Here is a 15,144-nt window from a genome sequence, read left to right as displayed (position 1 = left end):
GGCTCACGCCCCCGCGGCGTCGGCGGTGTCCGGTGCCGGTGCGTCTCTGGGCTGGCCGCGCAGGATGGAGTTGCCCTCGTGGGTCGCTCCGGGAGCGGGCACGTCGAGGGTGAGGCGGCCGCTGAGGCCGTAGAAGGCGACCGGGTTGCGCCACAGCACGCGGTCGACGTCGTCCTCGGTGAAGCCCTCGGCGAGCATCAGGTCGGCGACCTTGCGGGTCTTCAGCGGGTCGCTCCTGCCCCAGTCGGCGGCGGAGTTCACCAGCACCTGCTCGGGGCCGTAGGCGCGCAGGAGGGCGACCATGCGCTCCTCGTCCATCTTGGTGTCGGGGTAGACGGAGAAGCCGAGCCAGGCGCCGCTGTCCTTGGCCTCCTTGACGGTGGTCTCGTTGAGATGGTCGATCAGCACCCGCTCCACGGGCAGCGCCGACTCGCGGACCACGTCGAGGGTGCGGCGCAGTCCGGCGAGCTTGTCGCGGTGCGGGGTGTGGACCAGCGCGGGCAGCCCGTGGTCGGCGGCCATCTGGAGCTGGGCGGCGAGCGCGGTGTCCTCGGCGGGGGTCATGGAGTCGTAACCGATCTCGCCGACGGCGACGACGTTGTCCTTGACCAGGTAGCGGGGCAGCGCGTCGAGGACGGGGGTGCAGCGCGGGTCGCCCGCCTCCTTGGGGTTGAGGGCGAGGGTGCAGTGGTGGGCGATGCCGTACTGGGCGGCGCGGAAGGGTTCCCAGCCCAGGAGGGAGTCGAAGTAGTCGAAGAAGGAGGCCGGGGAGGTGCGGGGCTGGCCGAGCCAGAAGGAGGGTTCGACGACGGCGCGGACGCCCGCGGCGTACATGGCCTCGTAGTCGTCGGTGGTGCGCGACGTCATGTGGATGTGGGGGTCGAAGATGCGCATCAGGACTCCTTGCCGTGGGGGACGTCCGGGCCGGCCGCTTCCTGCGTCGGGGCGGCTTCGGTCAGGGCCAGGACGCGGTGCAGGTCCTCCGGGACGGTGCGGCCGGCGGCGGTGCGTTCGGCGGCGTGGTCGCCGAGCATGCGGGCGAGTTCGGCGTCGCCGCGGGCGCGCCGGGCGAGGTCCGCGACCAGGTCGACGGCGACGCCGGTGAACAGGCACTTCAGTACGGCGTGCCGCCAGGCGTGGGCGTCGAGGTGGCGGGCGCCGTAGGGGCCGAGGGCGGCGGCGACCAGCCGGGTGTCGTTGGTGCGCAGGGCGTCCTCGACGAGCGGGAGCGCCTCGGGCCCGGGCACCAGGTGGGGCAGGGCGTGCAGGACTGCGCGGCGTTCGTCGGCGGTGCCCTGGAAGTAGACCCGGGTCAGGGCGTCGGCGTCGGCGCGGGCCGCGTGCAGGATGAGGACGCGGGCGGCGTCGGCGTGTTCGGGTCCGCAGCGGCGGCCCGCCTCGGCGAGGCGCAGTTCCCACACCGAGATCGGCCCGTGGGTGCCGGGGTGGGTGGTCGCCTCGTCCAGGGCCTGGTCGAACCAGGCGCGGGCCGCGCCGTCGAGCCGGGCCGAGAGGTGGCGGCGCAGGTCGGCGGGCGGGGTGACGGCGGGGGTGGTGCCGTCGCCGGGGGCGGCCGGTCTGCCGGTGGTGTCGGCGTCCGGACCGGCCGGTGCTGCGTGCGGGCGGGTCATGGGGTGCTGCTCCCTTCGGGGGTGGCGGAGGGATCGCCGTGGGAGGGGACGGTGGACGTGCCGGTGGTGCGCTCGGCGGCGAGCCGGGCGGCCTTCCGCAGGTACGGCAGCGAGTGGGCGGCGAAGCGGGGTCCCGCGTGCGAGTGCCGGGGCAGTTCGACGACGGTCAGGCCCCGGTATCCGGTGGCGGCGAGCGCGGCGAGGACGGGCGGGAAGTCGATCTCCCCGTCGCCGAACGGCAGATGCTCGTGGACGCCGCGGCGCATGTCCTCGATCTGCACGTGGCGCAGCCAGGGCGCGGCCTCGCGGACGCAGTCGGCGGGCGCGAGGGGTTCCAGGCACTGGCAGTGGCCGATGTCCAGGGTCAGGCCGAGCGGCTCGGGGTCGCCGAGGGCACGGCGCAGGTGGTGGAAGTCGGCGAGGGTGGCGAGGAGGTGACCGGGTTCGGGTTCGACGGCGAGCGGGATTCCGGCGGCGGACGCGGCGTCCAGCACCGGCCCGAACGCCTCGGTGAGGCGTTTCCAGGCGGTGTCCTCGTCGGTGTGGTCGGGGACGGTGCCGCTGAAGCAGTGCACGGCGTGCGCCCCGAGGTCCGCCGCGACCCGGACCGCCCGCACCAGCAGGTCGACGCGGCGCGCCCGGTCGTCGGGGTCGGGGTCGAGCAGGGACGGGCCGTGCTTGCGCCGGGGATCGAGGACGTAGCGGGCGCCGGTCTCCACGGTGACGCCGAGGCCCAGCTCGTCCAGGCGGCGCGCGACGTGCCGGGTGCGGGCCGCGAGGTCGGGGGCGAGCGGGTCGAGGTGCATGTGGTCGAGGGTCAGCCCCACGCCGTCGTAGCCGAGGTCGGCCAGCAGACCGAGTGCGTCGTCGAGGCGGAGGTCGGCGAGGCCGTTGGTGCCGTAGCCGAAACGCAGCGACGGCGCGGAGGGCTCGTGCGCGGTCATGTGATGCTCACCTTCCTCATGGCGCGCCGGCGGGCGAACAGCCGTCCCGCCGGGGCCAGCGCCGCGATCAGCAGGGACGTGGCGGTCGCCCCGGACCGGGCGGCGAGCGCCGCCTGGAGCGGGACGGTGGCGCGGATGCCGCCGCCGACCGCGCGCTGGGTGAGCGGGGGTGAGGGGTTGAGCGCCGCGTGGAAGTACGGCCGGGCGGCCGTGGCCGCGTAGGCCGCGGCGAGCGCGGCGGTGACGGCGCCTGCGGGTGTGGTCCGGGCGGCGCCGCCCGGGGTGGGACCCGGCAGGCCGGGGGCGGCTGCTGCCCGCCGGCCTGCCGGGAGTCGGACGCGCCGGTGCGTGACCAGCCGGGTCAGGGCGCCCGTCGCCGCGAGGGCGGCGAGCGGGGCCGCCACCGAGCCGCCGGTGGTCTCGCGCCGCGACACGGCGGTGACGGCGAGGGTGTGGCAGCCGAGGAGGGCGGCGGAGGGCGCCGCCTTCCGTGCGGAACCGGAGGCGGCCGCGCCCATCAGCAGGTCCAGTCCGCGGGCGGCGGCCATGGCGGCCGGGCCCGCGGGCGTGTGCTTCAGCGCCAGGTCGTACGCCCAGACCGTCGCCGCCAGCGGGGCGGCCACCGCCAGGGCGGGGCGGCCGGCGCGGGCGGCGAGCAGCAGTCCGGCGCCGGTGAGTCCGCAGGCGGCCGTCAGCGCGGCGGCGGGGCGGATCCGTCCGGACGGGAGGGGACGGTGGGGACGGTCCACGGCGTCCTCGGCGCGGTCGGCCCAGTCGTTCAGGACCATGCCGGCCGCGTACAGGCACAGGGAGGAGCCGATGGGGAGCAGGGCGCGCGGTCCTGGCCGTGCGCCGGCCGCGGCGACGCCGGCGAGGGTGTCGCCGGGGACGGTGAACAGGGCGGGCAGGCGCATCAGTTCGGCCCAGGCGGCGCGGTCGGGTGCGACGCGGTCGTCGGTGGCCGGGGGCGCGGATGCGGTGTCCCGGCCCACGAGAGTGAGGAGCGGGGCTGCGGGAGTGCTCATCGCTGCGCCCCGCTGTCCCCCGCCTCGTCGCTCGGGCGTGTGGTGTCGCTCAGGCGTGCGGCGAAGCGTTTCAGCTCCGTGTACTGCTCCCCCAGGGACGCCGGGCCGTCGCCGACCGGGTCCTTGAAGTAGAAGCCGAGTTCGCCCAGCGGGCCGGTGATGCCCTTCTGTCCGGCGCGGAGCAGCAGCCGGGCCAGGTCGAGGACGAGGGGTGCGGCGAGGGCGGAGTCGCAGCCCTGCCAGATCGTCTGGAGGATCATGCGGGAGCCGAGGAAACCGTCGAACGCGATGTGGTCCCAGGCGGTCTTCCAGTCGCCCAGCGCGGGCACGTCGTCGATGTGCACCTCGCCCTCCGGCGCCGTGCCGAGGGTGTCGGCGAGGACGCGTTCCTTGCCGGCGTTCTTCGCGGCGGCCGCGGCGGGGTCGGCGAGGGCCGCCCCGTCGCCGCCGCCGAGGAGGTTGGTGCCGGACCAGGCCCGCACGGCGAGCGCGCGCTGCTGGAACATCGGCCCCAGCACCGACCGCAGCAGGGTCTGCCCGGTCTTGCCGTCCCGGCCCGCGTACGGCACGCCGGCTGATGCGGCGAGCTCGGCCAGCGCGGGGTGGTGCAGGCCCGTGGACGGGGTGAAGTTGACGTAGCCGCAGCCGGCGCGGAGGGCGGCGGCCGCGTAGAGGTAGCTGGGTGGGAGGGCGCCGGCCGCGGGGGCGGGTTCGGTGGAGGCGACGTTCACGACCACGACGCCGGCGAGGTGGTGGCGGTCGGTGAAGTCGCGGATGTCGGCGGCGAAGACGTCGATCCAGTCGTCGTCGGTGCGGGCGGGAACGGTGTCCGCGTCACCGGGGGCGGGGCCGCCGGGCCTGATCTCCCGGTCGGCGGCGACGAGTTCGGCGTGCACGGCGGTGGGGAGGCCGTGCGGGAGGACTCCGCCTTCGGCGAGGTGCTCGGCGCGCTTGGGCAGCGGGCAGTCGACGGTGTCGTGCCCGCCGAAGACGAGCGAGGCCAGCGGGGGCAGGCCGCTCGCGGCGAAGTCGGGGGTCTCGGTGACCATGCCGGTCGGCGGATGGAGCCCGGCGGCGACGGCCGCGCATCCCACGACGGCGGTCGTGGCGACGGACCCGCGGGCCCCGACGAGCCAGACGCCGTAGCGGGGGGCGGAGGGGGAAGAGGTGGTGGGGACGGAGGACGGTTCGGCGGACATGGGCAGCCTCCTTGTCGAACGCGAACCGGATGTGGCGGTGCGCAGGCCCACCGCCGGCCCTTCGGCCGACGGTGAGCCGAACCCCGGACGGGGTCGTGTGTCCGGCTCGGGGACCGGACTCGGTCGCTCGTCCCGACCCGGCAGCGGCCCGGGCTGGGGGCCCGGGCCTGCGGGGTCGGACCGGATGCCGGAGAGGGGAGAAGGTTCCGGGCCCGGCGGCCCGGAGGGAGGCGGCGGGCGGGGGTCCGGCGTCCGCCCGCCCGCCGCCGTTCTCGGGCCCCTAGGAGGGCAGTTCCTTCAGCTGGATGTTGCGGAAGGAGACCTTGTCGTCAGGACCGTGGTTCTGCAGGCCGATGTAGCCGTCGGTCAGGCTCCGCTGCGGGTCCTTGTTGGTGAAGTCGTTGATCTTCACCCCGTTGAGGAACACCTGGAGCCGTTCGCCCTTGACCTTGATCTCGTAGGAGTTCCACTGCCCCGGCGGGCGCAGCACCTGGTCACGGGCCTTGATGTTCGCCGCCTTGAACGTGTAGATCGCACCCGTGGTGCGGTCCACCTCGTCCGTCGCGTCGATCTGGACCTCGTAGCCCCGGTCGACCGCCGACCACGGGTCGTCGGAGGCCGGGAAGCCCACGAAGACGCCGGAGTTGTCGTCACCGCGCATCTTCCAGTCGAGCTTCAGCGAGTACGACGTCAGCTCCTTGGCCTGGTACCAGAGGAGGCCCATGCCGCCCTCGGACTCCATGACCCCGCCGTCCTTGACGACGAACTTGCCGGGGCCGGCCTGCTTCCAGCCGTCCAGGGTCTGGCCGTTGAAGATCTTCCGGTAGCCCTTGTCCGGCTTGCAGTCCGCCTTCACCTGACCGGTGGCGTACTGGAGGCCGCCGAGCAGGTGGGCGCGGAAGGCCTCGTCGGCGTACGACTCCTTGGTGTGGCCGCCGCCGGTGTAGAAGGAGCGGCCGCCGCCGTAGCTCTGGCACCAGGCGATCGGGTGGTCGCCCTTCATGTTCCCGCCCTGGTAGGTGGTCTCGTCCAGGGTGGCGAGGACCTTGGCCTGATCACGCGGGTTGGTGCGGTAGTTGTACCACTCGTCCGTGCGCTCCCAGGTGTCCTCCAGGTGCGCGGTGGCCGGGTGGTCGTGGTCCTCGACGCGCACGGTGGCCTTCTGGATGGCCGGGTGCGAGTCGAAGTACGCGCCGACGAGACCGCCGTAGAACTCCCAGTCGTACTCGGTGTCGGCGGCGGCGTGGATGCCCATGTAGCCGCCCCCGTTCTTGACGTAGTTCTCGAACGCCTTCTGCTGGTCGGCGTTCAGGACGTCACCGGTGGTGGACAGGAAGGCGACCGCGTCGTACTTGGCGAGGTTGGCGGTGGTGAACTGTCCGGCCTCCTCGGTCGCGGTGACCGAGATGCCGGCGGGGCCGCCGAGGTCCTTCAGGGCCTCGACGCCTTCCCCGATGGAGTCGTGCCGGAAGCCGGCGGTCTTGGAGAAGACCAGGACCTTCTTGCCCTGCTTGAACGGCTCCGTGGAGAACTCGAAGTCGTCCACGTCGAACAGCGCACCGTCACCGCCCTTGAAGACCAGGTAGATCTCGGTGGTCTTCTTCGGCAGTGCCCGCAGCGGCACGTCGACGTCCTGGAACGTCTCCCAGCTGCCGGTCGGCGGGATGTACGCCGAGCCGTGCAGCGGGCCCTCGGGGGAGCCGGTGCGCAGCTCGATGTAGCCGCCGGAGCCGCCGGAGGAGGCCCGGACGATCATCTTCTTCTGCCCGTCGAAGCGGTAGGGCGTGAAGGAGATCCAGTCGCCGTCGTTGATGTCGCCGACCGTCTTGCCGCCGTTGGCCTGCGTCTTGTCGATGACGTTGACGCCGGACTGCTCGGAGAAGTGCTCGGCCTGGCGGTGCAGCGGCTGGAGCACGGTGCGGGCGGTACCCGTCAGCGCCTCCTGGCCGTTGGCGCCGCCGTCGGTGTAACTGGCGCCGACGACGCCGTAGATGTTGGCGTTGGGGTCGTGGCCGCCGTCACCCGGGGGCGGGTTGAGGGTGCCCTCACAGCCCGTCTCGCTGGTGAGCTCGTGGGCGTGGGAGTCGTGGCCGAGGCTGTAGGCGACCTTGACCTTGGAGCAGTCGATCTGCTCCTCGGGGTCGGTGACGGTCACCTTGAACGGCACGGGTTCGCCGAAGGCGGCCAGGGTGCCGTTGCCCGGGACGTCGATCCTCACCTTGGGCTCGGTGTTGCCGACGACGATCCGGACGCTCGCGTTGCCGGTGTTGCCCTCGGGGTCGGTGGCGGTGAAGGTCGCCGTGTAGGTGCCGGTCTTCTTGTACTTGTGGGTGGGGTTGAGCCCCTCGCCCTTGGTGCCGTCGCCGAAGTCCCAGGCGTAGGTGAGGTCCGGGGAGTCGGCGTCCTCCGCGGTGGCGGTGAACGTGACCTTCAGGCCGGCCGCGCCGGACGTGCGGTCGGCGCTCGCCCCGACGATCGGGGAGAAGCCGTCCTCGGCGTTCTCGATGCGGTACAGCCCGGAGAACTCGTCGCCCTGGAACCAGGACAGGCCGTAGTCGAGGACGTAGAGCGCGCCGTCGGGGCCGAAGTCCATGTCCATGATCTGCGTGCCGGTCCACGGGAAGTCGTTGATCTTCGCGACCGAGCCGTCCTCGTTCTGCTCGATGCGCTTGATCCAGCGGCGCCCGAACTCGCCGGCGAAGAAGTCGCCGTCGAACTCCTCGGGGAACTTCACCGAGGACTCCAGGTCCGGGTCGTAGCGGTAGACCGGGCCGCCCATCGGGGACTCGGAGCCGCTGCCGAACTCGGGGACGGAGTCGTCGTCGTAGGGGATCCAGGCGGGCTGGGCGGGCGGCAGGTCGACCAGGCCGGTGTTGTGCCGGGAGGTGTTCTTCGGCGCGGAGCAGTCGAACGCGTCGCCGGAGGTGCCGGTGGCGAAGTCGTAGTCGACGTAGGGGTCGTTGTCGCCGGTGCAGAACGGCCAGCCGAAGTTGGCGGCCTTCGTCACCTTGGCGAACTCGACCTGTCCGGCCGGGCCGCGGGTGGGGCTGGCGGCGCCGGCGTCGGGGCCGTAGTCGCCGACGTAGACGATGCCGGTCTTCTCGTCGACGCTGATGCGGAACGGGTTGCGGAAGCCCATCGCGTAGATCTCGGGGCGGGTCTTCTCGGTGCCCGGCGGGAAGAGGTTACCCTCCGGGATGTCGTAGGAGCCGTCCTCGTTCACCTTGATCCGCAGGATCTTGCCGCGCAGGTCGTTGGTGTTGCCGGAGCTGCGGCGCGCGTCGAAGGCGGGGTTGCGGTTGTCGCGCTCGTCGATCGGCGTGTAGCCGTCGGAGGCGAACGGGTTGGTGTCGTCGCCGGTGGACAGGTAGAGGTTGCCCTCGGCGTCGAAGTCGATGTCGCCGCCGACGTGGCAGCAGGTGCCGCGGGAGGCGGCGACGTCCAGGATCTTCTTCTCGCTGGACAGGTCCAGGGTGCCGTTGGGGTTCAGGGTGAACCGGGAGAGGCGGTTGACGCCGTCGAACTTTGCGAAGTCCTCGGCGGTGCCGGTCTCCGGGGCGTCACCGGCGGGCGTGTCGAGCGGCGGGGCGTAGTAGAGGTAGATCGCCCGGTTGTTCTCGAAGTCGGGGTCCACCCCGACGCCCTGGAGGCCCTCCTCGTCGTGGCTGTACACGTCGAGACGGCCGGCCACCTTGGTGGTGCCGCCCGCGTCGGTGAGGCGCAGGGTGCCGTCCCGTGAGGTGTGCAGGACGCTGCGGTCCGGGAGGACGGCGAGCGACATGGGCTCGCCCATCTCGGGCTCGCCCTTGGCGAGCGGCACCTGCTGGAACTGCCCCTCGGCCGCGACCGGTTCGTCGTGCTCCGGGTGCCCGGGGTGGGCGCCGGCCACGGTGGCCGGGGTGCCCACGGCCAGCAGCAGGCCGGTGACCAGGGCGAGCGTGGTGCGGAAGACGGGGCGTGTGGCGGTGCGGGTCGATTTCAGTCTTCTTCTGTGCACGAAGTCCCTCCGGGAACGGGATGGGGCCGTACGGAACAGGTGCTGATCGTGCGGTGCGTGCGGGCGCCGGGGTGCGCCGTCACCCCGGAGGCGTGGGTGCCCTGAACACTCAGGGACGGTAACCGCGTTCTTCCTGGCGGAACACCCCTTGGACCGCGCCTGGTTGAACTTTTTCCCTCAACAGGACAAAGCGGCGTGAGGGCATGCCGGACCGGGGACCGGCGACAGCGCCGGCCCCCGTCACCACCTGCGGTCGGGCCCGTCCCTCAGCTGTTGAACGCCGCGTCGAAGGACGCGCTCGGGGGTTCGTAGTCGAAGGCCTTGAGACGCTTCAGGGCCTCGGGGGCGCCCTGGAGGCGGTCCATGCCGGCGTCCTCCCACTCCACGGAGACCGGGCCCCCGTAGTCGATGGAGCGCAGCATGCGGAAGACGTCCTCCCAGGGCACGTCGCCGTGCCCCGCGGAGACGAAGTCCCAGCCGCGGCGGGGGTCTCCCCAGGGCAGGTGGGAGCCGAGGCGGCCGTTGCGGCCGTCGAGGCGCTTGCGGGCCTCCTTGCAGTCGACGTGGTAGATGCGGTCCCGGAAGTCCCACAGGAAGCCGACCGGGTCGAGGTCCTGCCAGACGAAGTGCGACGGGTCGAAGTTCAGCCCGAACGCCGGGCGCCGGTCCACCGCGTCTAGGGCGCGCACGGTGGTCCAGTAGTCGTACGCGATCTCGCTGGGGTGGACCTCGTGGGCGAAGCGCACGCCCTCCGCGTCGAAGACGTCCAGGATCGGGTTCCAGCGCTCGGCGAAGTCCTCGTAGCCGCGCTCGATCATCGACTCGGGGGCGGGCGGGAACATGGCGACCAGGTGCCAGATGGCGGAGCCGGTGAACCCGATCACCGTGTCGACGCCGAGCAGGGCCGCAGCCCGCGCGGTGTCCTTGATCTCGGCGGCGGCCCGCTGCCGTACGCCCTCGGGCTCGCCGTCGCCCCAGATGCGGGCGGGCAGGATGCCCTGGTGGCGTTCGTCGATGATGGCGTCGCAGACGGCCTGGCCCACCAGGTGGTTGGAGACCGCCCAGCACTTCAGGCCGTACTTGTCGAGCAGCTGATGGCGGCCGGCCACGTAGGACGGGTCGGCGAGGGCCTTGTCCACCTCGAAGTGGTCGCCCCAGCAGGCGAGTTCGAGGCCGTCGTAGCCGAAGTCACGGGCGAGCCGGCAGACCTCCTCGAGCGGAAGGTCGGCCCACTGGCCGGTGAACAGGGTGAAGTTGCGCGACATCCGTATCCGTCCTCCTCAGGCGGCGATCGGGGTGTAGACGGCGTTCTTCTCCGCGCTCTCCTCCACCGCCGCGAGGACGCGCTGCACCTGGAGTCCGTCCGCGAAGGACGGTTCCGGGCCGCGGCCTTCGGCGATGGCGTGCACCAGGTCGCGGGCCTGGTGCGCGAAGGTGTGCTCGTAGCCGAGCCCGTGGCCCGGCGGCCACCAGGCGTCCAGGTAGGGGTGGTCGGGCTCGGTGACGAGGATGCGGCGGAAGCCGCCGTGCGCGGCGTCCCCGGTGCCGTCGTGGTATTCGAGTTCGTTGAGCCGCTCCAGGTCGAAGGCGAGCGAGCCGCGCTCGCCGTTGAGTTCGATCCGCAGGGCGTTCTTGCGTCCGGTGGCGTACCGGGTGGCCTCGAAGGAGGCGAGGGCGCCGGAGGCGAACCGGCCGGTGAACAGGGCGGCGTCGTCGACGGTGACCGGTCCGGTGCCGGCCGCGGAGACGGCGGCCAGGCCGCTGCTCGGCGCGGTGGGCAGCGGCCGCTCTCGGACGAACGTCTCGGTGAGCGCGGAGACTCCCGCGAGCCGCTCCCCCGCCAGGTACTGGGCGAGGTCGACGATATGCGCGCCGAGGTCGCCGAGCGAGCCGGAGCCCGCCTGTTCCCTGCGCAGCCGCCAGGTGAGCGGGAACTGCGGGTCCACCAGCCAGTCCTGGAGGTAGACCACCCGCACGTGCCGGAGGGTGCCGATGCGGCCCTCCTCGACCATCCGCCGGGCCAGCGCGGTGGCGGGCACCCGTCGGTAGTTGAAGCCGACCATGGCGGCCTGGCCGCGGTCCCGCGCCTCCTGGGCGGCACGGGCCATCGCCTCGGCCTCCGCGACGGTGTTGGCGAGGGGCTTCTCGCACAGCACGTGCTTGCCCGCGGCCAGCGCGGCCAGCGCGATCGCGGCGTGGCTGTCACCGGGGGTGCAGATGTCGACGAGGTCGATGTCGTCGCGCTCCACCAGGGCGCGCCAGTCGGTCTCGGCCTCCGCCCAGCCGTGCCGGTCGGCCGCCGCCCGCACGGCGTCGGCGTCCCGGCCGCAGATCACGGCCATCTCGGGGCGGAGCGGCAGGTCGAAGACGCGTCCCACGGTGCGCCAGCCCTGGGAGTGGGCGGCGCCCATGAAGGCGTAACCGACCATGCCGATGCGCAGCGGTGGCTTCCCCGTTTCCGCCCCTTCGGACGCTTGCGGCTGTGCCATTCGAATGTCCTCCTCGTCGTGGTGACGGGCGGGGCGGTCCCCGCCCGGTGGGCTGGTCAGGCCCGTGGGGCGGGGCTCCTCACTTGAACCCGGTGGGCATGTACTGGTCGACGTTCTCCTTGTCGACGACGGCCGAGTAGCAGGTCACCGACGAGGGGATCTCGAACTCGGCGAGGCCCCCTACGCCCTTGCCCTGGCCGAGGGCGCGGGCGAGGTCGATCGCGGAGGCGGCCATCGTCGGCGGGTACAGGACCGTGGCCTTCAGGACGCCGTTGTCGGCCTTGATGGCCTCGAACGCGGAGAGCGCGCCGGCGCCGCCGACCATCAGGAAGTCGTCGCGGCCGGCCTGCTCGATGGCGCGCAGGGCGCCCACGCCCTGGTCGTCGTCGTGGTTCCACAGCGCGTCGAACTGCGACTGGGCCTGGAGCAGCTGTGCCATCTTGGCCTGGCCCGACTCGACGGTGAACTCGGCGGCCTGGCGGGCCACCTTGCGGATGTTCGGGTAGTTCTTCAGGGCGTCGTCGAAGCCCTGGGTGCGCTGCTTGGTCAGCTCCAGGTTGTCCAGTCCGGCCAGCTCGATCACCTTGGCGTCCTGCTTGCCCTTGAGCTTCTCGCCGATGTAGTGACCGGCGTTGAGGCCCATGCCGTAGTTGTCGCCGCCGACCCAGCAGCGGTACGCCTGCGGGGTGTTGAAGACGCGGTCGAGGTTGACGACCGGGATGCCGGCGCGCATCGCCTTCAGTCCGACCTGGGTGAGGGCCTTGCCGTCGGCCGGCAGGATCACCAGGACGTCGACCTTCTTGTTGATGAGGGTCTCGATCTGGCCGATCTGCTGGGCGGTGTCGTTGGAGCCCTCGGTGATCTCCAGGGTGACGTCGGAGTACTTCTCGGCGCGCTGCTTGGCGTTGTCGTTGATGGCGTTGAGCCAGCCGTGGTCGGCCTGCGGTCCGGCGAAGCCGATGGTGACCTGCTTGCCGGGCTTGTCGTCGGCGGCCGGCTGGTTGTTGGCGGCGGACTCGCCGCCCCCGCTGGGCTCGTTGCTGGTGCAGCCGGTGACGAGGGCGCCGGCGGAGACGGCGGCGGCTCCGAAGAGGAGCCCTCTGCGGCTGGTGAACGTCGGCTCTGGCATGGCGGTGAACCCTTCCCTCAGGTCGTGCTCGCGGTACGCCGCTGGACCAGCACGGCGGCGACGATGATCGCGCCCTTGGCGATCTGCTGGACGTCGGTCTGCAGGTTGTTCAGGGCGAAGATGTTGGTGATGGTGGTGAAGATCAGGACGCCGAGGACGGAGCCGACGATGGTGCCGCGGCCCCCGGTGAGCAGGGTGCCGCCGATGATCGCGGCGGCGATGGCGTCGAGTTCGTAGAGGTTGCCGTTGGTGTTCTGGCCCGAGCCCGCCAGCACGATCAGCAGGAAGGCGGCGATGCCGCAGCACAGCCCGGACAGCAGGTACAGGTAGAGGCGCTGGCGGCGGACGTCGATGCCGGCCAGGCGGGCGGCTTCCGCGTTGCCGCCGACGGCGACGGAGCGGCGGCCGAAGGTGGTGCGGTTGAGCACCAGCCAGCCGACGACGGTGACCGCGGCGAACACCAGCACCAGCGGGGGGACGCCCAGCACGTAGGCGTCGCGCTCGCCGAGGTCGAGGACGCTGTCGACGGTGACGATCTGCGTGCGTCCGTCGGTGATCTGGAGGGCGAGGCCGCGGGCGGAGGCGAGCATGGCGAGGGTGGCGATGAACGGCACCATCCCCCCGTACGCGATGAGCACGCCGTTGACGAGGCCGCAGCCGAGTCCGACCAGGACGGCGGTGAAGAGGATGCCGGCGAAGCCGTACTCCTGGGTGGCGACAGTGGTCGCCCACACCGAGGCGAGGGCGACGATCGCGCCGACCGACAGGTCGATGCCGCCGGAGATGATGACGAAGGTCATGCCGACGGTGACGACGCCGATGACGGACGCCTGGGTGAGGACCAGCTGGAGGTTGCGGGTGTCCAGGAACTGGTCCGGCTTGGTGAGGCCGCCGATGAGGACGAGTACGGCGAGCACGCCGAGCAGGGACAGGGTGCGCACGTCGGCGCGGAACAACACGGCCCGCCAGGCGGGCTGTTCGCCGGCCGACGGCACCTTGGAGGTGCTGTCCCGCGGCGGGGAGACGTTCTGCGTCATGACGCCGGGCTTCCTTCCATGACCAGGTCGAGTACACGGTGTTCGTCGAGTTCGCGGGCGGGCGCCGTGTGGACGACGGAGCCCTCGCGCAGCACCAGCACGCGGTCGGCGAGGCCGAGGACCTCGGGCACCTCGCTGGAGACCAGCAGCACGGCGAGCCCTTCGTCCGCCAGCCGCCGTACCACGGCGTACAGTTCGGCCCGCGCGCCGACGTCGACGCCGCGGGTGGGTTCGTCCAGCAGCAGCACCCGGCAGCCGCGCAGCAGCCAGCGGGCGAGGACGGCCTTCTGCTGGTTGCCGCCGGACAGGGTGCGCACGGGCACGTCGGGGTTGTCGGGCCGCAGGGACAGCTCCCGGACAGCCGCGCGCGCCGCCCCCAGTTCGGCGCCGCGGTCGATCCAGCCGGCCCGCGCGAAGCGGGACATGGAGGAGACGGACACGTTGCGGGTGACCGACTCCAGCATCAGCAGGGCCTGCGCCTTGCGTTCCTCGGGGGCGAGGCCCAGTCCGGCGCGGACGGCGGCGCGGACGCTGCCCGGGCGCAGGGGTCTGCCGTCGACGAGGACGCGGCCGGTGTCGGGCTTGCGGGCGCCGTAGATCGTCTCGAGGATCTCGGAGCGCCCGGACCCGACGAGGCCCGCGAGTCCGACGATCTCGCCGGGGCGCACCTGGAGGTCGAGCGGGGCGAACTCGCCGCGCCGGGACAGGTTCTCCACGGTGAGCACCGGCTCGGCGGCCTTGACCGGCGGGGTGTCCGGGCGGGGCGGGAAGACGTACTCGACGTTGCGGCCCGTCATCAGCGACACCACCTCGCTGGTGGGCGTCGACTTGGCGGGCAGCCCGCGGGCCACCGCGCGGCCGTCCTTCAGGACGGTCACGCGGTCGCCGATGCGGCGGATCTCCTCCAGGCGGTGGGAGATGTAGACGACGGCGACGCCGGCGGCGGTCAGGTCGCCGACGATGCGGAAGAGGTTGTCGACCTCGTCCGGGTCGAGGGCGGCGGACGGCTCGTCCATCACGATGAGCCGCACGTCGTGGGAGAGGGCGCGGGCCATGGACACGATCTGCTGGTGCGCGGCGGAGAGGTCGCCGACCAGGCGGCCGGGGTCGATCTCGGGGTGCCCGAGGCGCTGGAGCAGTTCCGCGGTGGACGCGCGTGCCGCCCTTCCCCGGACGACGAAGCCGGCGGCGGTGGGCTCGTGCCCGAGGTGGACGTTCTCCGCGACCGACAGGTGCTCCACCAGGTCGAGTTCCTGGTAGATGGTGGCGATGCCGAGGCGCATGGCGGCGATCGGCGAGCGCAGGGTGACGTCGTCCCCGCGCCAGCTGATGGTGCCCGTGTCGGGCTGGTGGGCGCCGGCCAGGACCTTGATGAGCGTCGACTTCCCGGCGCCGTTCTGGCCGAGCAGACAGTGCACCTCGCCGGCCTGGACGTCGAGGTCGACGCCGTCCAGGGCCCGGACTCCCGGGAACGACTTGGTGATGCCGGACATGCTGAGCAGCGGTGCTTCTGGTGCCATGCGGATTCCCCTCGGCGGGCGGACGGGGGTGGTGTCCCCTCACGGGGCAAGCGGTGCCTGGCCCCTGACGGGGCCGGCCGGCTTTCCTGACTCCCTAGCGGAGCAAGCGTTTTCGGGCAGGGCGGAGCAGAGCGGCGGCGGTGGTGGTGGTGCGCTGTTCGGGGCGGGTGGTG

11 protein-coding genes are annotated in these 15,144 nt (G+C 72.6%); all 11 read right to left on the bottom strand.

From position 1 onward, the window contains the following. Positions 1 to 3: 3 nt before the first annotated feature. Positions 4 to 894, bottom strand: a complete 891-nt coding sequence (locus ACQZOG_RS25990; protein ID WP_037642646.1) for a TatD family hydrolase — start codon at positions 892 to 894, stop codon at positions 4 to 6. After that, positions 894 to 1,631, bottom strand: coding sequence for an EboA domain-containing protein (locus tag ACQZOG_RS25985; RefSeq protein ID WP_037642644.1), 738 nt, complete (start codon positions 1,629 to 1,631; stop codon positions 894 to 896). Before ACQZOG_RS25985 ends, ACQZOG_RS25990 begins: the two co-directional genes overlap by 1 nt. Further along, on the bottom strand, positions 1,628 to 2,575 hold the full coding sequence (locus ACQZOG_RS25980) for a sugar phosphate isomerase/epimerase family protein (protein WP_193455780.1): 948 nt from the start codon (positions 2,573 to 2,575) through the stop codon (positions 1,628 to 1,630). The genes ACQZOG_RS25985 and ACQZOG_RS25980 overlap by 4 nt, the downstream gene beginning before the upstream one ends. Further along, positions 2,572 to 3,600, bottom strand: a complete 1,029-nt coding sequence (locus ACQZOG_RS25975) for an SCO3242 family prenyltransferase (protein ID WP_193467374.1) — start codon at positions 3,598 to 3,600, stop codon at positions 2,572 to 2,574. The genes ACQZOG_RS25980 and ACQZOG_RS25975 overlap by 4 nt, the downstream gene beginning before the upstream one ends. Further along, positions 3,597 to 4,799: an inositol-3-phosphate synthase gene (locus tag ACQZOG_RS25970; protein ID WP_397664177.1), complete on the bottom strand. Its 1,203-nt coding sequence runs from the start codon at positions 4,797 to 4,799 to the stop codon at positions 3,597 to 3,599. The genes ACQZOG_RS25975 and ACQZOG_RS25970 overlap by 4 nt, the downstream gene beginning before the upstream one ends. 280 nt (positions 4,800 to 5,079) lie before the next feature. Further along, on the bottom strand, positions 5,080 to 8,796 hold the full coding sequence (locus ACQZOG_RS25965; protein ID WP_033273687.1) for a ThuA domain-containing protein: 3,717 nt from the start codon (positions 8,794 to 8,796) through the stop codon (positions 5,080 to 5,082). A 266-nt stretch (positions 8,797 to 9,062) separates the two neighbouring features. Beyond that, positions 9,063 to 10,061 carry a sugar phosphate isomerase/epimerase family protein gene (locus ACQZOG_RS25960; protein WP_037642637.1) on the bottom strand — a complete coding sequence of 333 codons (999 nt, stop codon included), beginning with the start codon at positions 10,059 to 10,061 and terminating at the stop codon, positions 9,063 to 9,065. A gap of 15 nt (positions 10,062 to 10,076) precedes the next feature. Then, positions 10,077 to 11,285 (bottom strand): Gfo/Idh/MocA family protein, encoded by a 1,209-nt coding sequence (locus tag ACQZOG_RS25955; RefSeq protein WP_051747724.1) that lies wholly within the window; start codon positions 11,283 to 11,285, stop codon positions 10,077 to 10,079. A 79-nt stretch (positions 11,286 to 11,364) separates the two neighbouring features. Then, entirely contained in the window at positions 11,365 to 12,414 is a 1,050-nt protein-coding gene (locus ACQZOG_RS25950; protein WP_033273690.1) for a substrate-binding domain-containing protein, read from the bottom strand. A gap of 17 nt (positions 12,415 to 12,431) precedes the next feature. Next, on the bottom strand, positions 12,432 to 13,451 hold the full coding sequence (locus ACQZOG_RS25945) for an ABC transporter permease (RefSeq protein ID WP_033273691.1): 1,020 nt from the start codon (positions 13,449 to 13,451) through the stop codon (positions 12,432 to 12,434). Continuing rightward, positions 13,448 to 14,971, bottom strand: coding sequence for a sugar ABC transporter ATP-binding protein (locus ACQZOG_RS25940; protein WP_033273692.1), 1,524 nt, complete (start codon positions 14,969 to 14,971; stop codon positions 13,448 to 13,450). The genes ACQZOG_RS25945 and ACQZOG_RS25940 overlap by 4 nt, the downstream gene beginning before the upstream one ends. Positions 14,972 to 15,144 lie beyond the last annotated feature (173 nt).

The sequence above is a fragment of the Streptomyces sp. P13-3-3 genome, assembly GCF_050571355.1.
Classification (GTDB): domain Bacteria; phylum Actinomycetota; class Actinomycetes; order Streptomycetales; family Streptomycetaceae; genus Streptomyces; species Streptomyces althioticus.
Note: the sequence above shows the minus strand (reverse complement) of the source record. Positions and strands in the feature narration are given on the sequence as shown.